Origin of the sequence: Syntrophomonas sp. UBA1041, from assembly GCF_002316705.1 — a bacterium.
Classification (GTDB): domain Bacteria; phylum Bacillota; class Syntrophomonadia; order Syntrophomonadales; family Syntrophomonadaceae; genus DTU019.
Genome location: NZ_DCEA01000075.1, coordinates 1 through 23,473, shown reverse-complemented (window position 1 = coordinate 23,473; position 23,473 = coordinate 1). Strand labels below are relative to the sequence as shown.

17 protein-coding genes and 1 pseudogene are annotated in these 23,473 nt (G+C 47.1%); 6 read left to right on the top strand and 12 right to left on the bottom strand.

Features of this window, described 5'->3' with window-relative positions; translation table 11 throughout:
- Positions 1-383: 383 nt before the first annotated feature.
- The 3 genes from B2633_RS11950 to B2633_RS11940 all read left to right on the top strand — a co-directional run bounded on the left by B2633_RS11950 (position 384) and on the right by B2633_RS11940 (position 4,092).
- Positions 384-1,283: a PLP-dependent cysteine synthase family protein gene (locus B2633_RS11950; RefSeq protein WP_483170909.1), complete on the top strand. Its 900-nt coding sequence runs from the start codon at positions 384-386 to the stop codon at positions 1,281-1,283.
- A gap of 499 nt (positions 1,284-1,782) precedes the next feature.
- Positions 1,783-3,015, top strand: a complete 1,233-nt coding sequence (locus tag B2633_RS11945; protein ID WP_483170908.1) for a peptidoglycan-binding protein — start codon at positions 1,783-1,785, stop codon at positions 3,013-3,015.
- A gap of 198 nt (positions 3,016-3,213) precedes the next feature.
- On the top strand, positions 3,214-4,092 hold the full coding sequence (locus B2633_RS11940; protein ID WP_483170907.1) for a right-handed parallel beta-helix repeat-containing protein: 879 nt from the start codon (positions 3,214-3,216) through the stop codon (positions 4,090-4,092).
- A gap of 107 nt (positions 4,093-4,199) precedes the next feature.
- Here B2633_RS11940 and B2633_RS11935 read toward each other — a convergent pair whose 3' ends face one another.
- Positions 4,200-5,039: a prenyltransferase/squalene oxidase repeat-containing protein gene (locus tag B2633_RS11935; RefSeq protein WP_483170905.1), complete on the bottom strand. Its 840-nt coding sequence runs from the start codon at positions 5,037-5,039 to the stop codon at positions 4,200-4,202.
- Between the two features lie 328 nt (positions 5,040-5,367).
- On the opposite strand from B2633_RS11935, the gene B2633_RS11930 reads away from it, so the two are divergent.
- Together B2633_RS11930 and B2633_RS11925 are read left to right on the top strand one after the other, a co-directional pair.
- Entirely contained in the window at positions 5,368-5,922 is a 555-nt protein-coding gene (locus B2633_RS11930) for a hypothetical protein (protein WP_483170904.1), read from the top strand.
- On the top strand, positions 5,922-6,122 hold the full coding sequence (locus B2633_RS11925) for a helix-turn-helix transcriptional regulator (RefSeq protein WP_481042438.1): 201 nt from the start codon (positions 5,922-5,924) through the stop codon (positions 6,120-6,122). The genes B2633_RS11930 and B2633_RS11925 overlap by 1 nt, the downstream gene beginning before the upstream one ends.
- Positions 6,123-6,359: 237 nt before the next feature.
- Here B2633_RS11925 and B2633_RS11920 read toward each other — a convergent pair whose 3' ends face one another.
- The 6 genes and pseudogenes from B2633_RS11920 to B2633_RS11895 form a co-directional block, all read right to left on the bottom strand.
- Positions 6,360-7,856 carry a purple acid phosphatase family protein gene (locus B2633_RS11920; protein ID WP_483170903.1) on the bottom strand — a complete coding sequence of 499 codons (1,497 nt, stop codon included), beginning with the start codon at positions 7,854-7,856 and terminating at the stop codon, positions 6,360-6,362.
- A gap of 516 nt (positions 7,857-8,372) precedes the next feature.
- Entirely contained in the window at positions 8,373-11,030 is a 2,658-nt protein-coding gene (ppsA, locus tag B2633_RS11915) for a phosphoenolpyruvate synthase (RefSeq protein ID WP_483170901.1), read from the bottom strand.
- Between the two features lie 418 nt (positions 11,031-11,448).
- Positions 11,449-11,537, bottom strand: a pseudogene (locus tag B2633_RS11910) (DNA-binding response regulator); the annotation flags it as partial.
- A gap of 243 nt (positions 11,538-11,780) precedes the next feature.
- A complete protein-coding gene (locus B2633_RS11905) occupies positions 11,781-16,340 on the bottom strand; it encodes an S-layer homology domain-containing protein (protein ID WP_483170900.1) in 4,560 nt (1,519 codons plus the stop codon).
- A gap of 3 nt (positions 16,341-16,343) precedes the next feature.
- Positions 16,344-16,616 carry a hypothetical protein gene (locus tag B2633_RS11900; protein ID WP_483170899.1) on the bottom strand — a complete coding sequence of 91 codons (273 nt, stop codon included), beginning with the start codon at positions 16,614-16,616 and terminating at the stop codon, positions 16,344-16,346.
- Positions 16,613-16,870, bottom strand: a complete 258-nt coding sequence (locus tag B2633_RS11895) for a hypothetical protein (protein ID WP_483170898.1) — start codon at positions 16,868-16,870, stop codon at positions 16,613-16,615. Before B2633_RS11895 ends, B2633_RS11900 begins: the two co-directional genes overlap by 4 nt.
- 184 nt (positions 16,871-17,054) lie before the next feature.
- Between B2633_RS11895 and B2633_RS11890 the strand changes: the two genes are divergently transcribed.
- Positions 17,055-17,738: a response regulator transcription factor gene (locus tag B2633_RS11890; RefSeq protein ID WP_483170896.1), complete on the top strand. Its 684-nt coding sequence runs from the start codon at positions 17,055-17,057 to the stop codon at positions 17,736-17,738.
- On the opposite strand, the gene B2633_RS11885 is transcribed toward B2633_RS11890, so the two are convergent.
- The 5 genes from B2633_RS11885 to B2633_RS11865 form a co-directional block, all read right to left on the bottom strand.
- Positions 17,735-19,732 carry a sensor histidine kinase gene (locus tag B2633_RS11885; RefSeq protein WP_483170894.1) on the bottom strand — a complete coding sequence of 666 codons (1,998 nt, stop codon included), beginning with the start codon at positions 19,730-19,732 and terminating at the stop codon, positions 17,735-17,737. The two genes, B2633_RS11890 and B2633_RS11885, sit on opposite strands and share 4 nt — an antisense overlap.
- A gap of 429 nt (positions 19,733-20,161) precedes the next feature.
- Entirely contained in the window at positions 20,162-21,211 is a 1,050-nt protein-coding gene (locus B2633_RS11880; RefSeq protein ID WP_483170893.1) for a DMT family transporter, read from the bottom strand.
- 125 nt (positions 21,212-21,336) lie between these two features.
- Positions 21,337-22,167, bottom strand: coding sequence for an undecaprenyl-diphosphate phosphatase (locus B2633_RS11875; RefSeq protein ID WP_483170910.1), 831 nt, complete (start codon positions 22,165-22,167; stop codon positions 21,337-21,339).
- A gap of 440 nt (positions 22,168-22,607) precedes the next feature.
- Entirely contained in the window at positions 22,608-22,754 is a 147-nt protein-coding gene (locus B2633_RS11870; protein WP_483170892.1) for a DUF433 domain-containing protein, read from the bottom strand.
- 27 nt (positions 22,755-22,781) lie between these two features.
- Positions 22,782-23,339 (bottom strand): hypothetical protein, encoded by a 558-nt coding sequence (locus tag B2633_RS11865; protein ID WP_483170890.1) that lies wholly within the window; start codon positions 23,337-23,339, stop codon positions 22,782-22,784.
- Positions 23,340-23,473: the final 134 nt, after the last annotated feature.

Here is a 23,473-nt window from a genome sequence, read left to right as displayed (position 1 = left end):
GTTAATTTATTACGGTTGTATTTGATCATTATATATTATACTTCTTAGGGCTGAAAAGGCTTGCGCGCCGTATGGTTTAAAAGACTGAAATGAGGGAACGGTCAGATATGGATTACCAACATCTCCATTTGACACATACGCATTTTTTTCTCCTTCTTCTTCTTTTCCTTCTCTTCTGCTGCATTATCATCACCACCTTATAAATAATATTGGCCATCACCATAGATAATGCAAATAAACTTGAGATGGTTCCATTTTTAACCCGGTCACAATATCCATATTCTCTTTATATCAAACGACATACCGGGCATACTTTTTTCACGCTTATTGTGGAAGATGCTATATAATATAGTGTTGGATAGTAAAATGGAGGAAGAAAGCATATGTACGACAACATTATCGATACCATTGGCCGCACTCCACTTGTTAGGATAAATAAGCTGAACCCCAAGCCGCATATCCCGCTTTACGCAAAGTTGGAGGGATTTAATCCAACCGGGAGCATCAAAGATCGTATTGCCATAAAAATGATTGAACAGGCGGAAGAATGCGGTGCTTTGACGAAGGAAAAAACCATAATCGAACCCACCTCTGGAAATACAGGGATCGGTCTGGCGATGATAGGCGCCGTCAAAGGGTATGCGGTTGAAATAGTCATGAGTGAAGCGGTTTCCGTGGAACGCCGCAAAATGATTGAGGCTTTCGGAGCCAGAACTACTCTTACGGATGCCTCTCAAGGTACGGATGGAGCCATCAGGAAAGCTCATGAACTTTGCCGCAACCATCCTGATAAGTACTTCATGCCCAACCAGTTTTCCAATGAATATAATAAGCTGGCCCATTATGAAACTACCGCCAACGAAATCTGGGAGGACACCGGAGGCAAGGTCACTCATTTCGTTTCCGCTCTTGGCACCTCAGGAACCATTATGGGAGTAGGCATGGGATTAAAAGCCAAAAATCCTAACATTCAGATTGTTGAGGCACATCCGGTTCTGGGCCATTATATCCAAGGCCTTAAAAATATGCAGGAGGCCATAGTCCCGGAAATCTACGATCCTGCCCAGATCGACCGCAGGGTTATGATTGAATCTGAGGATGCTTTTGCCATGGCCCGAACCGTTGTGGCCCAGGAAGGCATTTTTGTGGGTATGAGCAGCGGAGCGGCCATGGTCGCCGCACTGGAATGCATCAGAGATATAGAGGAAGGCTTCGTAGTAGTCGTTTTCCCCGACCGGGGAGAAAAATATCTGAGTACGGGATTATTTCATCTGTCCACCTGATAGATAGCCCATTAGCAGGCTCTATTCCAAACAATCAAAGGGACCCAGACCACTTTAATGGCCTGGGTCTTTTTCATGGAGCCTTTGCAAGGTTTTTAGGAACCCGCAAAGTGCCCGCGATGAAATTGTCTGAGTTTTCAACGCTTACTTCCCAACCTGAATCCTACCAATCTTTTAAAAGCATGCCAAACCTCACCTAACACCAAAGACCCTTTTATCGAGTGATCACTCGCTATTATTCTAGTAGAGGCTGAGCGCAGCCTCTACTATTATTTGCCACTATTGCCTGCCGATCAATCAAACAGGAAAATCTGGCCATAAAGCCCGTTATAGAACCAGCGCTGATTTATTTGCCCATATTTACCAAAAGGTAGTAAAAGATCTGAGCCGAATTATCTAATATTAAGGAGGCGCTAACGGAAATGTTTAAAAATTACATACGAAACTTAAATGAAATGAATGTCGTCTTCTTATTGCTGACTTCTGAAAGGAGGAACTGATGCTAACGTTACGTTGCAAGCAATTGTTTTTTTGGTGTGTATTAGCCTTACTTATGGTGGCTATAATACCTTTGCCAACCGGGGCCAGTGATTATGGCGCACAAGATTTAACCCTGGGCAGCAGAGGTTCAACCGTCAGTCAGTTGCAGAAAGACCTTGCCGGGTTGGGCTTTTATACAAATAGTGTTGATGGATGGTTCGGTCCAAAAACTCGTGATGCTGTAGTGAGTTTTCAAAAATCCCGAGACCTGAAAACGGACGGCGTTGTTGGTCTGAAAACCAAAGCAGCTCTGAATGATGCATTAACACAGGACAGTTATGGTACAGAAGATCTAATCCTGGGCAGCCGGGGTTCAGCCGTCAGCCAATTGCAGCAGGATCTCACTAAATTGGGCTTTTACTCATATAGTATAGACGGATGGTTTGGTTCAAAAACTCGTGATGCTGCAGTGAGTTTTCAAAAATCCCGAGGCCTGAAAACGGATGGCATTGTTGGTCTGAAAACCAAGGCAACCCTGAATGATGCATTAACAGGGAAAGCGCCGTCGCCCCCGGTATCAGCCTCCGCCAAACTGCCCACTGCAGCCAGTATCAGTCATTATAATAGCCACGAAAAACCGATAGTTGACTCTTTCCGGGCCAACTTTGACGGCAGCCTTGCCCAAACTCTGGTCGGGCGCGCAATTTGGTACATGGAATATGGCTATATGAAGTATGGGCATACAAAATATGCTGCCACCGGTTATATCGACTGCTCTAATTTTGTTTCTTTGGTATACAAAGATTTCGGATACTCCATTACTTCGGCAGCCAAAAACTATGGCTCAGTAGGGGTAAAGGTTCAGGGTGTTTATGCGAATAAAATATCCGGAACGTCTAAATACTCCCTGGTAGGCGTAGAAAAGCTGAAACCCGGCGACATATTCACATTCTGGAACTCTGATGCCCCAGCCAGGACACATATAGGCCATGTAGCTATATACATGGGCGTAATTAACGGCAAACCTTGCATAATAAACACCTGCTCAGGAAACCCCACCGCTATAGGAATAATTGATAGCTTTTCCTACTGGTATGGTTCAAGCCTCATAGAAGTGCGCAGAGTTTTACCAGCCAGCGCATATGTGACAGGCAACAAAATTAGCGATCAAGGGCCGGTTATTCCAGCAATATATCAAATTATACCGGACAAACCAATCGTGATGCCGAAAAACCTTCGCACCGGCTTCTAAAACCCTTTCTAAAACCTATACGTCTCCTTAACAAAAACCTCGCTAAATCGCAAGAAATAGCGAGGTTTTTTAGGTTGGAAATGTGCAAAAAATGGGTATAAAGCCAATTGTTCATTAAGCTTTCACCATAAAATTCCAATAATCATAAGCTATAAAAACTCAGTAACTAAATTAGGGTCCCAAAAAGGAGTGATATTAATGGCAATAGTTCGAGTCCCACAAGATCGAGATACGATACAACTCGGCGTTGATGCCGCAAACCCCGGTGACATCGTACTGGTGGACAAAGGGAGTTATAAAGAATCAATAATAGTCAGCCAAAACTCCATCCGGATTGTTGCAAAAGTAAAACATGGTGTAATTCTTGAGTCCAGTACGAGTTCTGAGAACGCCATCAAACTTGACGATACGTACAATGTAGAAGTTTTTGGTTTTGTTATTCAAAATTCCCACAGATCGATATGGATTTATAGAGGCGGTTACCACCGTATCATTGGGAACATCTTTCAAAACCACAACGCCGACGGTATTATCTTTGAAGATTCTACCGGCAACTTGCTCTACCAAAACACCATTCGTAACAATTTCTCCGTTGGCGTATTACTTGGTTGGTCAAACCCTGGCTCAACAAGCAACTGGTTAATTGAAAACGTTATCAATAATAACGGCGGCCACGGCTTGGAAATCTGGACCCCTGCCGCTACTGGCAATGCCGTTATCAACAACAGTATTTATGGGAACCAGGGCGAAGGCATCTTTACAAAGGGTCAAAACACATTGTTATACAGCAACCGGGTTGAAAACAATACTTCCAACGGCGTAAAGTTACTGTTGGGAAACAACTCCATCGTGGTGAACAACGGTATTAAAGCTAACATTTGCGACGGTATCGACATCTCTAGCAACCAAAATATTGTATTTGCCAACCTTGTGAAGAAAAACCAAGGAACCGGTATCCAAATCAGCGGCGATGAAAATATTGTGCAGGAAAACAATATCATTAATAATAAAGGGGGCAATATAGAGAATAATTGCAATAACAACATCTTTGACAACAAAACCGAAAACACACGTTAGTAAGATGTTATCGCCCATTAAAAACATCTTCGACCTTGATGCGGATTAAAAAAAAGCGCCAGCCGGAGAATTGCTTTGGCTGGCGCTTAACTGTTCTCTTATACTGGCTATCTCTTTCCGCCAAGGTTATTTAAGATTTCGTGATAGCGTTTTGTTCCCAATGTACTCGGTTTACCCTTTTTACAGAAATAAAACCCGGCCAGCTTCGGAACGACGCGCTCAACCACAATCTGTCCATCGATCGTTTTGGATTCCAGTGCTTTCAAGGCTTCAAGAAACCGCTTGTCTTCCTTGGCCCGGTTATAAAAGGATAAAACATAGACGTACACAAAAAGATTGTAATTGCGGAAGGGATATTCGATCTGCATGAACAATGTGCCCATTCCATAGTGACAAGGGCCAATCGGCCTCCTGATTATCCAATGCCCCAACAAAAAATCTACAGCCTTGTCAAGTGCCGGTTCTTTATTGAGATAATCGCTAAAGCGAAAAGCATTAAGAGCGGTAAGTGTTGGGAAGGGATTTGAATACTCTGTTTCCGGGCCTCGGCCAAAGCTGAACTTGTTACAACGCCAGCCGCCGTCAATATACTGAATATCCAAAAGATGCTGGAATGTTTTTTGCAGCCTGACATCCGAGGCATACCCCATGTGGCAAAGCGCATTGGCGGCGTGGATGGTGTGGCATGGGTAGATAGAGCCTTTGGGGTACATCTTGAAACGTCCATCCTCCTGCCAGGTGCTGAAAAACAATTGGGCAGCTTCTTGAAGCAAAGGCTCGGCAGGTTCCATGCCCAATTCTAACAGGAAAAGTACGCTTTCCAGGGTTGAGAACGGGGCTCCTTTTAAAAGACGTTTGTCGAGTGTGGCCCAAAGATCGCCTCCATTATCGTATCTGTGCGTTAATATCGCTTCAACATCCGATAAATATTGTTTCTCTACAGCCATTCTTTCATCTCCATCCCTACGTAAATCCATTCTCTATTCATCTTCTCGTCTAAAAACGCACTAAATATGATAGGCGAAACTCAGCCGACGATATTTAAGAACTTTACCTATTGTTAATCTTATTATCATAAATTTCCATTTAAATCAAACCCTTCAAATCACGCTTTATTATCATAGCTTTTATCATGATGATGATACAAAGAGTCTCTCTGCTCTTCTCTGCACGATGGTTATGTAAAGTATGCGATATAAAAAGTAAAATATTATTTACATTTAGAGCAGCTTATTATACAATCTAAATTGAAAAACCCAAAAGGAGAAAAACACTATGCAAAATAAACTGGTTTGGTTTGGGGTATTCGTAGTAATGTTTCTGATCATAAGTGTGATAGTTCAGTTTTTCAAGGAGGGCATTGTCGATCCGGTTCGGCTTTTGGCAACGGCCGCCGGACTTGCGATCGCTTTTTTTATTGATATAGCGCCCAAAAAACCCATTGTATTATGGATTGGATTAGTTCTTACCGCACTTAGTGTGCCTATTATTCTGGTAGGAGTGGTTCTAGCTGTTCTTTCCATATTTTCTATTAATCCAAGCGGGGAAAGTATGCTGGTTATTTATATTCTAGGAATTGTTATAATTTTTTATCTCGCCAAAAGGTTTGGAGTCAGTCATTTTTTCCCTGACCCGGTTATAGACGAAAGAATTGTGTTGCATTATGCCTGGTCGGGCTCTTTGGCGTTTATATTTCTTAATTTCTTAATCATAGGGGCAATTATACAGCCCTGGATAGCCCTTGGCCAATTAGGATTATGGATAGGTATATTAATTGCAGGACTGCTTTTTTGGTTTGCCAGCCTGGTCCTTTTGGAGATGAAACAATAATGAAAAATAAGCTGAAGGTTTATCGCGCCATGCATGATCTGACCCAGGAGGAATTGGCCAACAAGCTGGGCGTTACGCGGGCCACTATTAACGCCATTGAAAAAGGAAGGTACGACCCTTCTCTTAAACTGGCTTTCAAAATAGCACGCTTTTTTGAAGTAACTATAGAAACTATTTTTACGCCCACGGAGTCAGGCTGAAATAAAACCTGAAGTAGTTGGGCGCAGTGATATTTTTTCCCCCTCTGAATCTTTCTCCTATTTCTTACTCAATGTAATCTCTAAAGACATAAATGCCTTGTTATTAAAGCGGTACCGATTGGCGCTTGCTGAAAAAAACCCGGTCATCAAATATTATCCATTTGACCGGGTTTATTGTACCTTATCCTGTTTTATCTGCTGTGGATACTATCTATTGATCTCTCGTTATACCTGCAATTATCTAGTAACTTTGATACTGTCATAAAGGAAAGTATCTTCAACGATAGAGTTGGTATTAGGATCAAAACCTGTCATATAGGTGTTAAATTCAACGGTTCCCTTTGACACGGTTATAGCTGTAAAGGTCGGGGTGCGGAAGAAATCAGGATCAACACCCTCCAGATCATCATTAGTGCAGGGTCCGGGATTCAGGACTTTCCCGGTGATTTCTGAGACATAACCGGCTGGTAAGGCTGAATTTATGTCCAGATAGCCAAAGTCAGGGGCCACCGGGTCGTCTTGCTGGATCCAGCTGTCGTCCATGATGGGCGCATAGAATTTTAGACTGCTGCCGGTATTACCAACGTAATAGAGGGGTGTATTGTCAGGATCTTTAGCCATATACTCACGGTCTGAGATCTGTCTGGTAATATCCGCTGCGCTGCCGTCTTCCTGTACAAAACCACGGCTTAGAACATGGTCATGCCCCTGAAGAACGAAATCAACATCAAGTTCGGCAAAAATAGGCGTCCAATACTTTCGGTTGTAGATGACATCTTGATCATCCATGTGGTTGGCCCCAGAATATAAGGATTTATGGAAGCCGACGAAGATCCATTTGCCCTCTTCTTTTGCCTGGGCAACTTCTTCCCTTAAAAACTCAGTTTGAGCTTCACGGTTGGCGTCACTGTTCTGAGAATAGGCTGCTTCCAAATTCAGGATAATCATCCGTGCAGCACCATAATCAAAAGCATAAGACACCGGTACACCCTCAACTTCATTATCCCAGGTATAATGACTGCTTATGCCTCCAATTCCGCCATTGCTGGAGTCATGATTACCCATAGCGGCGGCCAGGGGCAGCTCAGAAATCAGGCTGCCGCTGAAATCTTCATTGAACATGGCATTGCCGGTCTGATTAAAGAAAGATTCCCATTGTCCTTCGTTTTGAGCTTTATCGGTGAGGTCTCCGGCAATATATGCGAAACTGGCATCTGGATATATTTCTTGGGCCATATCCAGGTTGGCTTGCCATGCCCGGGAATGATTTTCTTTAACTTGTGAATCGGAAAAATACAGGAAGGTATACTTACCGTTATTATTCGGAGCTGTTTCGAAACCGCGCTCCTCACTCATTTCTTCCGCAGTACCAACCTTGTAACTGTATTCAGTGTTTGGTTTTAACCCCGTGATGGTAGCTGAATAAAAGTTTTTCTCGGTTACACCCGTAATTGTTGAACTTGTTACCGTTCTTGTTTCGACATTGGCGTCAAATTGCACTGCGCTGCTCTCTTTTTTATTGGCCTGCCAGACCATTACTATGGGATCCGTAAGGGCAGTGTCAAGGGTTGTCCAATTTATGTTTATGCTGGTCGTGGGCTCACTAGTCATAGCCAGGGCAATCTGGCTGGGGGTCTGCAATGAACTATCAGCGGCCAGGGCGGCAGTGGAAAAACTGAAAGTAGTAATAGTGGCGCATAGCAGTAAACTGGATATGGCTTTTCTTAACTTCAAGTCTTGTACCTCCTTTATAATTACATAATGTTGGCTACAATACCGATAACCTATGCTTCCCTCCTTGCGTTCAGTTTTTGGATTCTAATGAAAATTATAGAGATACAATGTTAACTTCCCAGGCAAGCATATGTAAAATCAATGCAAGCTCAGGTAAAACTTTTGTAACCCCACGTGACCTTCATCGCTAAGCTTTCTGCCCGGCATTATCGTAGAAGTTTTTGACCGGTTTGCCGGTCAGGGGGGTGTAAATTTTTCTGTAATGTGCAAAAGAAGTTAAGCGAAAAAAGACAGCAGAACGAGTGAAAAAGTATAGACAAAACCATAAATAAACGCAAAAAACGGCTAAGAATAACATCTTAACCGCTCTTTTTATTGTTAATATTAGAACCAAATCGTTACTGCAAGGCCACCTTTACAGTAATAAGTGTTCGTGTAATACTCATCTGGCGAATGCATCAACTATTAATAAACGCACACCCCCTCGTCAATCTTTCAACGACAACCTCTTCCCAATCATAGTATTTCCACATAGCCTTCCGTTCCATTTACTCGGATTCTCTGTCCGTCTTTTATTATTTTGGTAGCATTTTTCACTCCGACAACCGCTGGTAAGCCATATTCACGGGCGATAACCGCTCCATGGGTCATCAGTCCTCCAACTTCGGTGATTAGGCCTTTTATGGATACAAACAATGGCGTCCAGCTAGGGTCAGTAAAGGAGGTAACTAATATATCTCCCTCTTCCAGAACAGCGTCTTCTATGTTTAAAACGACGCGTGCCCGCCCCTCTATTACTCCGGAAGAAACAGGCAGGCCTGCTATAGCTTGGGCCGGGAGATTTTCCCGGCTGTACTCACCGGAGAGTGTTTCGCCATCAGAGGTGATCACACGCGGGGGAGTTAGTTTTTCATAGAATTTGTACTCGTCTTTTCGAATGCTTACGATCTGGTAATCCAGTTTATTTGTACGTACGGTTTCGCGAAGTTCTTCAAAAGTGAGATAGTAGATATCTTCTTTTTCATGAATAACGCCCACTTGTACGAGTTGTTTGGCTTCCTTCAGTAAAGCCTGCTTATAAACGAAGTAGCGGCTGATCATGCCGTATTTGGGATATTCACGATAACCCATAAAATTCCGGATCAGGTCGATCATTCGTTTTGTTTCTTGGGCTTTTTGTTCACCATCCGGCAATTGCTGCAACCGCTCTAATAACTCTTGTTCTTTTTTCAAAGCAACACGCCGCCCTTGCTCAAATATCCGTTTGCCGGCATTGGGCTCAAAGTTTTTGATGTTGCTGAGAATCAGGGGGATAAGGGTAGTTAGTTTTTCGCTCCAACGAGGTTTAGTAATATCGATTTCTCCGGCACAGCGCATTCCGTATTGGCTGAGATAAGCATAGATAGCGTCTCGGGTTTCCCGTCCGCCATCAAACTTAACCAGCTCATCCAAAAAGTTATCATCTTTTACCTGTTGTAAATAAGCAATGACTTTCGGATAAGGGCGAATCACATCCGCGACCCCCATTAGCGCCAGACCCATTTCCGAAGTGATATTGTTGGGTACGGATTGAGAAAGTGTGTCCGCTGCGTTTTTTTCACCCAACCACTCCTCCATTTTTTCATTGATCCAGGCTGAAGCATCCATAGCAGCCATAAACAGACGCGAACCTTGCGGATCAAATAAAATCTTCTTTAATTCCTGGATATCTTCCAGGATAAAATCAAACAAATCCGCTCCCGATTTCGTCTGGATGTTATGTTTTAACTCTTCTATCGATGTTTGGCTGCGCTTAATCAAATCAGCGACGATGTTCGGATCGTTTTCGATCTGGGTACGAAAACCCGCAGACGAAATAACTTTATTGCTTTTACCGGGACTCTGTTCTTTTTGATCATCTGGCAACGATTTTATAAAATCTCTTCGCGCTATAACGGTCATGAGCGCGTCTTTGAGGAGCGGATCGTGTTGTCCCATGGTATCTAATAAAGTTTCCCTGCTGTCAGGCGAAGCCAGCATATGGGTAACATCGACAAACAACCTTCCACCAGCTTTATGCATGGGTGCAGGAGTGGTTAACAGGAAAAAAGACAATCCCAATGGTTTCATGGGGTCGGTCATCATTTGTTGGTGGCCGACAGATACATAGACGTGATTTTCTTGATCATTCGCTGCGGGGACAGGGTATAACGTTGTAATGGGCCGACTTTGGACAATGAATAAGGTCAGTGGACACACCTCCCCTGGAGGAATGTCCCCTTTTGATCCATCATCAGCCAAACACCATTCGATGTCCTGGGGGCAGCCGAAATGTTTTTCGATCTTTCTGCCTATGCCTTCAAGCCGCAAAATCTGCTCATCTGTCAGCGCTGGCCTGTTCTGCTGCTCAGGCAGGATCTCCTGTGCTTTCGTACCGCCGTCTTTTAAGGCATAAATAGCCTGCTTCTTGGTGGATATCTTCTTATCGATCACCTTGCCGTTACGTACTTTATAAATATCAGCATTCACCAGGCCGGAGACCAGGGCCTCACCAAGTCCGAAACTGGCATCAATGGATAACACCTTCCGATTGGAAGTGACGGGATCGGCGGTAAACAAAATTCCTGCCGCCTGCGGGAAGACCATCTTCTGAATAACTACAGACAGGTAGACTTTTCGGTGGTCGAAGCCATTTTGCAGGCGGTAAGTTACTGCCCTCTCGGTAAATAGCGATGCCCAGCACTTGCTGATATGCTTCAGGATCGCCTCCTTACCGATAATGTTCAAATATGTGTCTTGCTGGCCGGCAAAAGAGGCCGCCGGTAAATCCTCCGCAGTTGCGCTGGATCGTACTGCATAGGCATTTTTTTCTCCAAACCTTAAGAGGTGGCGGGTGATCTCTGCACGAATATCTTCAGGGATGGCTATCCCTTCTATGATCCTGCGAATCTCACCGCTGAGTTCACCGATTTTATCCCGGTCTTTCACCTTAAGAAGCGATAAATGAGCAAGCAATTCGTTAATCGACGAGGTTTCCACAATGATTCTTTTAAAGGCTTCAGTAGAAATACAAAAACCATCCGGTACGCGTATTCCTTCAATCTTGGCAAGTTCCCCCAGGTTGGCGCCTTTGCCCCCAACAACCATGAGTTTGGTTTGATCAATATCCTGAAAACCAAGTACAAAGGAGCTCATACGTTTCCCTCCTTTGGCAATTCCAGCTTTGATAATTTTGATGACATCTTTCAGGCTAAACGATTTACTGGAGTATTGTACTAGCCTATAATATACCTTTGAAATATCTTCTTTATACTCCGACAATTTCCTTTGTAGAGGTTGTTTTTAAGCAATGCCGGGGAAGTTTTAATGCTTATTTCCTGGGTCACATTCTGGCGAATCACACCACCGAACGCCTTTTCTGTGCGATATAGGTCAACAAGCAAGCCAGTGTACCAAGAATTAAATTATTTCTAAACAAAAGCAAGGTAAACGCGCCGCTTTTTTCCGTCCATGCAACCGCATTAGTCCCCCCATGGACATCAAAAAGCCATGCGGGGTTATTTCGCATGGTTTCAAATCAGACAATGACAATGTTACAGATTAAGACGGTATCCCGCGCGATATAATTGTCCGCGCCAAGCCCAAGCCCCGTATTTTATCTGCGGATTCGGTCCGGGCCGTTACCATGAGGATGGGAACGTCTATATTGTCCTTTAAGACTTTCTATCGCAGATTTTGAACAGACCATGTTTACCACCGGAAGTTGTCAGCAGTATCGATTTAATCAATGGATTGGCATTCAACTAAAGTAAACAAAATCAACTTAGACGATACTTTTCCCAGAAAACACCCCCGGGCTCACGTCCGGGGGTGTTTTAATGTGTTCAAAAGCTGCTGTTTTCTATCGAGTTAACAGCAATATTACGCTTGCGTTAACCTATAGTATTATTTTCCTGCCTCTAAAGCTAGGGATATAATCACTGCCGCTTCAGCCCTGGTGGCATTGTTCCCCGGTCTGAAGGTTTGATCACTGTAGCCGGTGATTAATCCGTTGGCAACAGCTATTGCAACAGGCTCTTTCGCCCAATCGGAGATGGCCTCATTGTCGGCGAAGCTTAACTGCCCAGAGGGGCCTGTCAGTTTGGCTGCTCTTATTACCATGGCTACAATCTGTTCCCGGGTAACCGGGTCATCAGGACCAAATTTGTTGTCCCCGTAGCCGTAGATAATTCCTGCGGCATAGGCGGCGGCAATGGATGCCTTGCCCCAATGACTTTCAGTGTCGGCAAATACTTCGCTATTATTAGCAGCCGGGATTTCCATGGCATTCACAAGCATCTGAGCAAATTCAGCCCGGGTGACTGTCTTATCAGGTTTGAAGGTGCCGTCAGAATACCCGTTAATTGCACCGGATCCAACCAGGCTGCGAATGGCATCTTCGGCCCAATGGCCTAAAATATCATTTAAAGCCGCAAACGGGACTTCCGGCTCTTTAGGTACCACAGGTTCAATACCGGTTTTGGCTTTTGCCAAAACCGCAAACTTGGCAAAGTGGTCTGTCGTACCACTGACTGTTCCTGCGGACCAATCTACTTCAATATTGTCCAGCATGTTCCAATTGCTTCCGTCCCACCCGAAGACTGCCAGCTCATCTTTTTCCTGATCTGCCTTGCTCTTGTCAAAGGGCAGGGTAATGGTTACGTCTTTGTTGAAATTACCGCTCTTATCCTTGCTGAAGTCAAATATGCTGCTCACCAGCCTGTATCCCTTAGGGAAGGTAAGACCTGAACTGTCTATTTTGGTGATGGTTACTCTGATGGTGGTATCAACGGCGCCCTTGGGAATTACCGCCTTGGCGTCATCCTTTCTTGCTGTGCCGCCTTTGCTGTCAATCAAGGTTCCGGAGGGGCTTAATCCGCCGCCGCCTCCACCACCACTGCCGCCTCCGCCGCTGCCCTTCTTAGCAACAGTAACGATGGCTGCAGGTGCCGCTTCGTAGACAGTGCCGTCATTGTAGGAAAGCTTCAAGGTATAAGTCTGTGCGTCTGCAGTATCGTTGTTGGCAGGGAAGCTGAGGGTCGCCTTTTGTTGCGTGCCGGTACCCGTGGTAACTGCAGTTATACCCGGGACAGCGCTTCCCGTTCCGTCAAAGGCCGAAATACGCAGGCCATTTTCCAGGCTTACGCCGGTCAGGGTAATGACGTTTGTTCCCCCCGCAGAAGGCATGTTGGCCGAAGCGGGGCTTATTGCGGAAACGTACGGGCCGACCCGGATATCAAGGCGTTTTTCCACAAAGCTTGTTCCGGTGTCGGAGTTGACGCAGGCACAGATTAAGGTCACTTTGCCACTCTGGCTTCCAAAAGAAAGGGTATTTTCGTTTATGGCAGCCGTTGTCCCGTAATTTTCCAGCGTCCAGCGGATTGATGACGGGTAAGCCTCAAGCTCCTCAGCGGTAAATTTCTGGCCATACTGGTCGAAGGTGGCCACCGCCAGCGTATTCAGAGACAGAACCGCATTTAGGGCTACGGATTGCGGAACGTTGTTCACACTGATACTGCTTAGCCGCCGCGGGGCGCCAACTTTCAGAGGAATCTTGTTGCTGGTAATGGTCTCGCCTCTGGAATTTTCACAGTCAGCGTAAATCAGGCTCTCTGCATCCTCTACCAGGGCGTGCAGTATACCCCCGTTAAGCTGGATGGCAGCGGGGTTGCTGGAATGCCATACAGGCTCCGGTAAAAACCCTTCCCCGTATTGATCATAGCCGGCAGCGGTGAAATAATGGTTGAGCATGGCATTTTCGTCTACCCGTAAAAGGAGATCCCTCGTCATTGCCGCAGTCAGCTGCTTGAACACAGGTTTCTGGCGTACTTTGACAACCACATTGCTTGCCGTTCTGTCGGCTGTTGGCGAATATGCTTCCAGGATGACGTCAGCCACAGAGGCCTCAGGAACCGTACCCTCTGGAACAGTCAACTGGTCCTTTTCAGCGTCGATGCTGGCGTCTGTCTGATTGTTTTCCGCCAGGCTCCAGGTAATATCGTCAGGGAGCTCTATGGGATCGCCGTGCTGATCCCGGGCCCGCAACGGGATCTGGTTCAAATCGTAGGTTGCCCCTTCCCGGGCCATGGGTGCGCCCGAATCATAATAAAGCTCATTGATATAGGGAAGTGCTTTTATCGTGACAGCCAGCGGTGGAGCGTATATGACCCCCAAGGGGGCACCCTCTGCGTCCCTGGCCTCGGTCGGATAGGAAAGGGTCAGGGTATCGGTTCCAACTACAAGGCCGGTCAGGATATTGCCTGCAATCGAGGCGTAACCCTCTTTCCCCAAAGTCCAATGATATTCGTCAGGATCCAGGATGAAAGAGTCGCCGTACTGATCCTGGCCGGATACTGTGAGGTCGGATAGATCGAAACTGTTTTTGCTGTCATCGTTCCAAATCAGCGCGGGGATAGTATCCTCGACAGTTATCTCCGCCAGATAGCGGGGAGGCAGCACGGTCAGGGAAACCCGGTTTGACTCCACCTCGTTGACGATGGCGTAAATCTGATAGGTGCCGGCTTTGTCGAAGTCGATCTCACCGGTGTCCTCGTCCACAGTAATGCCATCGGCAGCTTCAGCATACCACTTGATATCACTGGGGGTGAACGGTTCACCCTCCAGGTCTTCCGCAGTCACCGTAAGACCGGAGATATCGGTAGTGTTGCTGCCGTCGTTGAGATAAAATTCGTCAAAGCTGCCCGTCAATGTCACAGTTGAAAGAGGTACGGGTCTGATGGTCAGCAGGATTTCTTCGATGAAACAGTCATCGCTTATGGCCACCTTAGCGGAGTTAGGTGCGTATCTAAGGTAGAGCTCCATGTCTCCTGCGGGCTTCAGCGCACGTACGATGGGATTCCTGTTGCGGTCGGCGCCAATCTCGGCGTACTCCATATTGAGGTCGCCGTCTTCGTCCACCACCGTCCATTCCCCGTCGAGCCGGGCGTTAAAGCCATAGTACGGCACGTCCCATTCGTTTAAGGCCGAGACATTGATGCCGTCCAGCCGCTGAGACTGCTGTTCATAGAGGGTAATACTCTCGGTGTCCGGCACAAAACGCGCTGCCGGATAGAGTGGCACAACCTTTTTGGGAATGATGGTGGTGCCTTTGGAGGTATAGTTGAACAGGCCTCCGTAGGGTGAATAGGGCTGGCCGGAACGCAGCTTGTCGGCGGCAGGCTTAAAGGCGGAGTTGGCCATCAGGCCGTTGTCGGTAGATCTGAGATCCAGCCGGTCGCGATCGGAATCGGGGCCCATAGCGTTGACGATTCTGCGGTCCAAATCCAGGATGGCGGAGTAGGCGCCGTCGCCGAAGGAGAAAGAGCCGTTCTCATTTTTCACGGATCCGGCGCCTTCGTCAGATGCCACGATACCGGCGGCATAGACCACCATGGTCTTATAGGTGACGCGCGCCGCGCCGGTATAGGGGATAGAGGTGGTGGAATCGACGATGCTGACGTCGATATCGATGCCGGTATGCGGGGGCAGAGGCACCTCAATGGTGTCGCTGATGGACTGGCTATAGGTATCGGACTGGGCGGAAGAATAGGTTTTGCTAAGGCCGTAGGAATAGCCCACTTTCTGCTCCACCTTGACGCTAAGGCCGGCCAGGGAAACGACGGGGATGCCGATATCCACGCCCACAGTAGTCTCCTCCGACCACTCCTTCGAGTAGGAGTTGGATACCTCGGTGGAGGTGGAGGTGCTCTTTTCGTAAGTATAGCTCTTCTGTACGGTGTTTGGGAAATCGTTGGCGTTTTCAGCCTTTACCGTGTAGCTGTCGCTGCTGCCGCCCAAAGCAAAGGTAATGCCCTTAGAACTCAGCTCCGCTTCGGTATCGCCCACTTCAAAGTCCGGGGTACTGAATTTACCAGGGAGCCCCTCGACCTTGAAGTCGTAGAACAACTGAATGGTGATGGCGCCGGCACCGCCGTAAAAGTTGCCGAACTCAGGACTGGCAGAGGTGAGTTTCTTCATCTGATACCGGGCAAAGGCAGGGCCTTCCGTTTCGATCTGGGCGATTCTATTGCCCTGGTTGTTGAGAAAGTCCTTTGTGGGTTTCAAGTCATCCGGGTAATAGCCGTCCAAAGTGTTGATGGCGCTGATCAGTTTGCCGGCAGCCTCATTATATGCGGCCGACAGCGAGGACTTCATGATCAGAGGAGAGTCGTTGGTCAGCTCCTGATAATGAATATAAGGGCCGACACTAAGGCGGTCGGAGCCTCGCTGCTGCTTGATAATCTCCTTGACAATCGTGCCCCAGGGAGCCACGAAATTGGTGTTATTCTGGAGCATCCTTTGCAGTACGACCTCCTGGGTCTCCGGCAAATTGTACTGATCATCAGCATCAAAAATCGCCCAGTCATTTGTGTCGGTAACGGCCGCCGATACCGGCGCCGGCAGCAGGGACAGCATCATGGCCAGCGTCAGCAGTACACCGACGAGTTTTTTGCCTGTCCGTTTCATTTTTCAATTACCTCCGTTCTTTAATTTGATTTCCGGGTCTGTTCGGTCTGTGAGCATCTCCATGATTTCATCCAGATGCAAACTGGCCCCGTTGACCCAGTACACCCGCTCACCGTCTGTACGAGGCAGACAAAGCCTGGGAATCTCGGCAAACAGCGGGGCGCTGAACTTCGGCCCCAAATCCAGCAGGATGGTGGTTCCGTTATCCAGCTCCACAATGATTTCATTAGGGTTTTCGTCATTAGCCTGAGCGCTGAGTATTCTTCGCTTGTTCATCCCCCGCCCCCCCGTACCATATTCAAGATTTCGGCACAGGACAGGCGGGAACCGTCGGGCCAGTAAACACATTCGCCGTCTGTCTGCGGCGAAAACAGGCGTTCATCCTGAAACAGCGCGGTAAAGCAAGGGTCACGGGCCTTGTCGCCAAGGGGGATTATGACGGTCTGGCCGTTCATGAAGTGAATATCCAGCAAAACATCGGATATGCTTTCCCCCCCGCAGGTTATACCGACCATTCGGATTTTCTCCATCTCGCTCACCTCCTCATAGTTCCCTGTTCCCCACCAAGCATTTCCAGTCTAGTACCCCTTTTAGCTTCTGTGTAAATTGCTAAGAAATCTTAACAGTTTTTTTGAAGGATTTTTCTCCCCTAATCAATAATCTTGAAATATGGAATTTCTTTAAGGGAAAATCCAGAGTGGAGTGAAAGATAAAATGAAACCGGCAAGAATCCTGATAATCGAGGATGAGGAGCAAGTACTGTCTATGAACCGGGAATATTTGGAGGATGAGGGCTACACTGTGGCCTGTGCGGAGAATATTGCCCAGGCACGCTTCTTGCTGGAAGAACACACACCGAACCTGATTTTGCTGGATGTGATGCTGCCGGACGGCCTTGGCTGGGACTTCTGCATGGAACTGCGGCAAAAAACAAACGCCCCCATCATCTTCCTAACCGGCAGGGATGAACATGAGAGCGTTGTGAAGGGCTTACTCAGAGGCGGAGACGATTATGTCACCAAGCCCTATAATATGAGTATCCTGGGCGCGCGGATAGCTGCACAGCTCCGCCGTGCGGGAATTGCCGCACAGCGGGTTCTGGAGCTTCCGCCCCTTTCCGTTGACACCTTGACCGGAGAAGTAACCCTGTCCGGTCAGCCGGTGAACCTTACCAAAAAAGAATATCAGCTTTTAATCTGCTTTATGCAGTTTCCGGGGCAAAGGCTCAGCCGGGAGGAAATCTATCAACGCGCCTGGGGCGAAGCCGCGGAAAACTCCCGGACCATCACGGTACATATCACCAACCTGCGCAAAAAACTGGCTATGAATAACGACGGCTGGTTTGAAATCCGCAGCAGCGGCAAGGACGGCTACCTGTTCAGCAAAGTGCGCTATTAGTCCCCGGCAATGGGCAGTGTAAAGCTGAAGGTACTGCCCTTCCCCTCCTCGCTTACGGCGGAAATCCTTCCGCCATGAGCTTCCACAATGTGTTTACAGATGTAAAGACCCAATCCGGTGCCGATATCCTGACCGCCGCCGGATTTTTTCTTTGTGACATGCCGGTCAAAGATAAAAGGAAGCAGCTCCGGGCTGATTCCGGTTCCGGTGTCGGCAACACTAATGTTCATAAAGCCGTCCTCCGGTCCGGCGGACACGGTAATCAGACCGTTCACCGTAAAGCGTACGGCGTTGGAAATCAGGTTGACAATTACCTGAGAAACGCGTTCGGGGTCGGCCAGTATGTCCGGCAATCTTTCTTCGATGTGCAGCTCCAGCCGGTTGTTGTTTTTGTTCAGGATAGGGTAATAAATGGAGATGGCGATATTGATGATTTCGTCAGCGCCGCAAATTTTCGGTTCAATGGTCATGCGGCCTTCCTCGATGCGGGTTACATCGAGAATCTGCCCCACCATAAGCCCCAGCCGCTTGGCCTCGGAGGAAATCACTTTAATTTTTTCAACTGCCTCCGCAGTTTTGTGGGGAGACAAGAGCAGCTGCTGCTCAGCGTTCTGCGCATAGCCGGAAATTACCGCCAGCGGGTTTTTTAACTCGTGGGAGACACTGTCCAAAAACTCCGTCTTCATTTGATCCAGGTTTTCCAGTGCGGCTTTTTCCACCGCCAGACGCTGCCGCTGCTCTTTTACTTGCGACAGCACCCGGTTGTTCATGAGGAACAGGGAGACCGTCTGTGCCAGCACGAAGACCAGCATGGCGGCCTCGGAGACAGGCAGGTTGACCTTCGCGTCGCCGAAAATATCGCTGTACATGAGGATATCGCCCACGGCGGCCAGAAAGAACACGCCGATGCCGTACATGGCGGCGGCCTGCTCCTTGGTCGGGCGGCGCATTTTCCAGAACAGGCTGGAAATACCGGGAACGATGGTCAGCACCAGCAGCGCCTGATAATAGCCGAGCGCGGATGTATAGAACACGGAATCGCCTAACAGAACGCAGGCGCCGTACAAGAGTGAGCCGGCGATGGCAGCATACTGCATGACGCTCATGAATCTGCCGGCGTACTGCCCCAGATACAGCGACAAGAGAATTGTCAGCAGCACCACACTCAGGTATTCCAGCATGAAAGAGACGTTTCCCGATAGAGGAAAGTATGTCCAGGCCTGACTCTGGATACTTTCCCGCAGCGCCATGACGATGCAGGCCAGGGCAAAATACAGGGTAGCCCGGGTGCGGGAGAGCAGCAGGTAGATACCCAGCAGCAAGACGGCCGCGCACAAAAGCGCGCCCATAATGGCGATTCCCTTGATCCGCTCGGCAAAGAACGGGTCGGAACCCGTTGCGGATTCGCTCAGATAGAGCTCGGCCAGGGTGGCCCCGCGCTTGGCATGGTAAAATTGCGCGCTGTTCAAGAGAATGTCGATTTCTCCGTTGGCGGTCGCCGACCCGTGAAAGGAGATGTTGTTTTCCCAAACCTCCGTGTCCTGCTTGGTGGCGCCGAGTCTGCCGGTTTCCCCCGCAAGCGCTCCGTTTACATAGACCCGCATGGCGTGGCGGCCGGAGAGCTTGAAGGTCAGGGCGTATACCCCGCTGTCTTCAGGAACCTTCAGCACAAACCGCTGGGAGAGGTAGTCGGCCCTGATTTCCCCGAACCGGTCGGTGCCCTCGGGAACAGCGGTATCGGCGTTTTCCGGGGATAAGTAGGTGTTGGGATAATAGGTATCGCCGGGGGCGAGGTAAATCGCGGGAGCGTCCGGAGCGATGATTCCGGTCAGGTCATAAACGCCGTTTTGCTCCGTGACCATGACGCTCTTCGGCGCGCCGCCTAGCATCACCGGCAGCCGGACCAGCAGCATCAGGGCCAGAACCGTCAGCGCTGCTCCAAGGACGATGGCTATCAGCTTGTGTTCACCGGGCAGCTTCCGAATGAGAATCACCTCCGCGTCAGTTGTATATTTTATACTAAGTTTTGACAGCATCCGGCGATATAACGTATGCTCCACTATTCCCCGTCAAGGGGACACAGCCCCTGCTGCTCCAACCAGGCAGCCATCCAGATTGGGGAATTCCCATAAACCCGCCAGCAACCCTTCCCCAGAGCGCCGCCGGATCAGGGTCCTGCCCTGGAAAACCAGGCCAGCACGGTTCTTTGCTGCATGGTGCGGGACTTGGGGGGAGATTTAACCGGCAGCCTGTTCGCCGTCCCCTCCCGATAAGCAGCACACATGGTCTGCAGAGGACAGAGCTCGCAGACCGGCGTGGCATGGGGCAGACATACCATGGCTCAGGGCTCTCCAGCAGCACTGCACCGCCATGCATCACTTGTTTTCATAAGCTATTCAAAAATACATGCCGCATCCAACCTGCTAATGCGTATGCTGGTGATGAAGATCCGGCCAATGCGAATGCTTATGTTCATATGTTTTGTGAGTATGTTCATGACTGTGTTCACCTATGATTTCGAGATCATGCAAGTGATGATGATGAGCATCGGTATGGTTGTGTTTATGCTCATGAACCTGCTCTTCATGAACGTGGTCGTGCTCATGCGCTTCTGACACAGCACAATATGTACCGATAAGCATGACAACTAACGCGATTAAGAAAGTCCCGGTCATTCCCTCCTGTAACACCAGCCAGGAAACTAAAACCCCGATAAATGGCGCGGCGGCATAATAGGCGCTGGTCCTTGCAGCTCCAAGTTCTCTTTGTGCTTTAATATAAAAGAAAATACTCAGTCCATAAGCGACAAAACCTAATAGTAAGGCCAGGGCAATATATATTAAATTACTGCTGTATTCTTTCAGGAAAAAGGAAATGATGAGAGTCCCGATACCCGATCCAAATCCTTTCACTACTACTATTTGCATAGGGTCTTTTAGAGACAGCATGCGGGTACAGTTATTTTCAAATCCCCAACAAACACATGCCAGCAAAACAAATATCGATCCGCTGGAAAAAGTGACGCTGCCTAAATTTTGAGCTGACAAAAGCATACTGGAAAGAGTAATAAGCGTGATAGCAATCCACATTCTCCGCCCGATTGCTTCTTTGAATACCATAAGGGCTATTAGAGAAGTAGCCACTATTTCAAAATTATTCAGTAAAGAAGCATTGGCCGCAGTCGTCATGGTAATCCCCAGCATAAGCAAAACAGGTGCAGCAATATCCAGAAGAATCATGCCAACTATATAAGGCCAATCTTTTATATTCATTTTCGCTTCTACTGGTTCTCTCTGGCTTAATACATTTATCCCATGGACTACTAGCATTCCGAGACCAGCACCAAGATATAATAGTGATGCCATTAAGGTCGGCGGTATCTCAATAAGCAGCAGTTTTGAAGCAGGCGAACTTATGCCGTAAAGGGCCGCCGCCATGATTGCCATGAATATCCCGGTTTTATTGTTTCCCATATAAATAATCGCTTTCTTTTACTTTACTTCGATATTTTAAACAAATCACACTCGGGCAACCAAAAAGGCCATTGAACGCAGCAACTATTATTTGTAACCCGGCTATTGGGTTTAGATTATCATCATCATATAAATGGAGATAATGCAAAATATGTGAGGATCAAGACCCCTAAGACTATTCGGTACCATCCGAAGACCTTGAAGTCGTGGTTTTTAATATACCCCATTAAAAATTTGATCGCGAGCACAGATACTACGAATGCTACGACCATGCCGGTTAATAAAATGCTGATTTCCCACAGCGTCAAACTAAAACCAAATTTAAAGATCTTTAATGCACTTGCCCCGAACATTATAGGAATAGACAAGAAGAACGAATATTCTGCCGCAATGTAACGAGAAGCACCCAGTAAAATCCCACCCAGGATGGTAGCGCCCGAACGTGACGTCCCAGGAATTAATGACAAGACCTGAAAGATTCCTATAAAAAAGGCTGTTTTATAGGATAAATCGTTGAATGTCTGAATCCCGGTTTGACGTCCTTGATTGCGGTTTTCAATTACAATAAAAAGAATTCCATATACAACCAGCATAACTGCAACCGTTAAATAATTGTAAAAGTGATCGTTGAGCCAATCATCAAACAGAAACCCTAATACTGCGGCAGGAACTACTCCAATCATCACTTTATACCAAATCAGCATGGTATCTTTCTTCTCCTGACTGGATTTGTCAGGCGAGAAGGGATTCAACTTGTGCCAATAGAGCAGGACTACCGCCATAATGGCCCCCAACTGTATGACCACAAAGAACATCTCTTTGAATGCTGCTGTGGCTTCTAATTGGAGGAATTCCTCAACTAGAATCATATGCCCGGTACTACTTATCGGAAGCCATTCGGTGATCCCTTCCACGGTTCCTAAAAAAACCGCTTTTAACAGTTCCACAAAAAGCATTATTTTCACCTTTATAATTTCAGTATTCCATTAATATTAGGTTCTCAGGATGGCGGCAGGCACTAACATAGTCTGCGTGATGACTCCCAGAGAACTAAGAAAATCCATTAACATGAGTATAATACGTATCAGCCGCATTCCTCAATCGGAGACTTGTGCCCAGACCAGGTTTGCCATGGCGAGCTTACCCAAGCTGCTTGAAAATATCAAAACTAGAAAGGAATTTAACGTAGAAATCCACTTATCGTGTCTTGACAATGGGGGCATTATAAAAAGACCCTTGCGGGTCTTTTATCGAGTGATCACTCGCTATTAGTCTGGTGGAGGCGGGGGAGTCGAACCCCCGTCCGAAAGAAAGACCAGAAGAGTCTCTCCGAGCGCAGTCAGTGTTTTGTGCTTCGCGCGCGGGGCGCTCAATCTTGAATTTCATCAATATCCCCCTAGATTGCGATAACCTGTTCCTTGGTCAACATTGCAGCATAAGCTAGCGCGGCATTAATATCTTCAACCGTTAGAGAGGGGTAGCTTTTTAGTATCTCATCTTTATCTAATCCCGCAGCCAGATTGTCAAGAATAATGAAAACCATTGCTGATGGAGTAGTATAGGCTTTTAATTAATAAAGCAGTTTATCCGTTTCAATTACCAGAAGTATACACATAGTGCTGATTGCAAAAAAATACAAGTTGGCTTTGAGACTTATTTTCAATACATAGCTGCTTCTCAATATAAGCAGAAATAACAACAATATGACAATAATCGCTATTGTATAGGTGCCCATATTTAGCATTGCCGATATCTTTGCTTCATCTTGCATATTAAATCCCCCAAATATAATCGAGAAAAAGCGGACGAAGGCCGCAAAAAAGACAGCGGGGTATACATAAAGGCTCTTTGTTTTTTCAATGATTAATAAAAAGATCATCGCTTGAAGTATGGTAAATGCCGGTCCTCCCATAGCGGAATATAGAGCATGACTTTCATCGATGAAGAATCCGCTCTTTGGTTCTACATGATTTAGACTTATAATCATATCGTTTCCTAATATCTCTCCAACAATCCAATGCCCGAATTCATGAAAAAGATATGTCAGAAACGCGACAGGTATAAAAAGCAATGCCAGCTTCCAATTAATTCTGCTTTCAGCTAAATCGTTTATTATTCTCTCCTGCATTTTTTACTCCATTCCCATTTGTCGTCCGTTTGAAATGCAGTTGCTTTTCATCTACTCATTAAGCCTTAAATTGTTAGAAAACCCCGTTTTCATGAACACCCATGAACAAACCCTCCCTTAATAAACTCTCGTTT

Coding starts and splice junctions, on each gene's coding strand:
- B2633_RS11950 (WP_483170909.1), top strand. CDS start 384: ATGTACGACAACATTATCGATACCATTGGCCGCACTCCACTTGTTAGG.
- B2633_RS11945 (WP_483170908.1), top strand. CDS start 1,783: ATGCTAACGTTACGTTGCAAGCAATTGTTTTTTTGGTGTGTATTAGCC.
- B2633_RS11940 (WP_483170907.1), top strand. CDS start 3,214: ATGGCAATAGTTCGAGTCCCACAAGATCGAGATACGATACAACTCGGC.
- B2633_RS11935 (WP_483170905.1), bottom strand. CDS start 5,039: ATGGCTGTAGAGAAACAATATTTATCGGATGTTGAAGCGATATTAACG.
- B2633_RS11930 (WP_483170904.1), top strand. CDS start 5,368: ATGCAAAATAAACTGGTTTGGTTTGGGGTATTCGTAGTAATGTTTCTG.
- B2633_RS11925 (WP_481042438.1), top strand. CDS start 5,922: ATGAAAAATAAGCTGAAGGTTTATCGCGCCATGCATGATCTGACCCAG.
- ppsA (WP_483170901.1), bottom strand. CDS start 11,030: ATGAGCTCCTTTGTACTTGGTTTTCAGGATATTGATCAAACCAAACTC.
- B2633_RS11905 (WP_483170900.1), bottom strand. CDS start 16,340: ATGAAACGGACAGGCAAAAAACTCGTCGGTGTACTGCTGACGCTGGCC.
- B2633_RS11900 (WP_483170899.1), bottom strand. CDS start 16,616: ATGAACAAGCGAAGAATACTCAGCGCTCAGGCTAATGACGAAAACCCT.
- B2633_RS11895 (WP_483170898.1), bottom strand. CDS start 16,870: ATGGAGAAAATCCGAATGGTCGGTATAACCTGCGGGGGGGAAAGCATA.
- B2633_RS11890 (WP_483170896.1), top strand. CDS start 17,055: ATGAAACCGGCAAGAATCCTGATAATCGAGGATGAGGAGCAAGTACTG.
- B2633_RS11880 (WP_483170893.1), bottom strand. CDS start 21,211: ATGGGAAACAATAAAACCGGGATATTCATGGCAATCATGGCGGCGGCC.
- B2633_RS11875 (WP_483170910.1), bottom strand. CDS start 22,167: ATGCTTTTTGTGGAACTGTTAAAAGCGGTTTTTTTAGGAACCGTGGAA.
- B2633_RS11870 (WP_483170892.1), bottom strand. CDS start 22,754: ATGGTTTTCATTATTCTTGACAATCTGGCTGCGGGATTAGATAAAGAT.
- B2633_RS11865 (WP_483170890.1), bottom strand. CDS start 23,339: ATGCAGGAGAGAATAATAAACGATTTAGCTGAAAGCAGAATTAATTGG.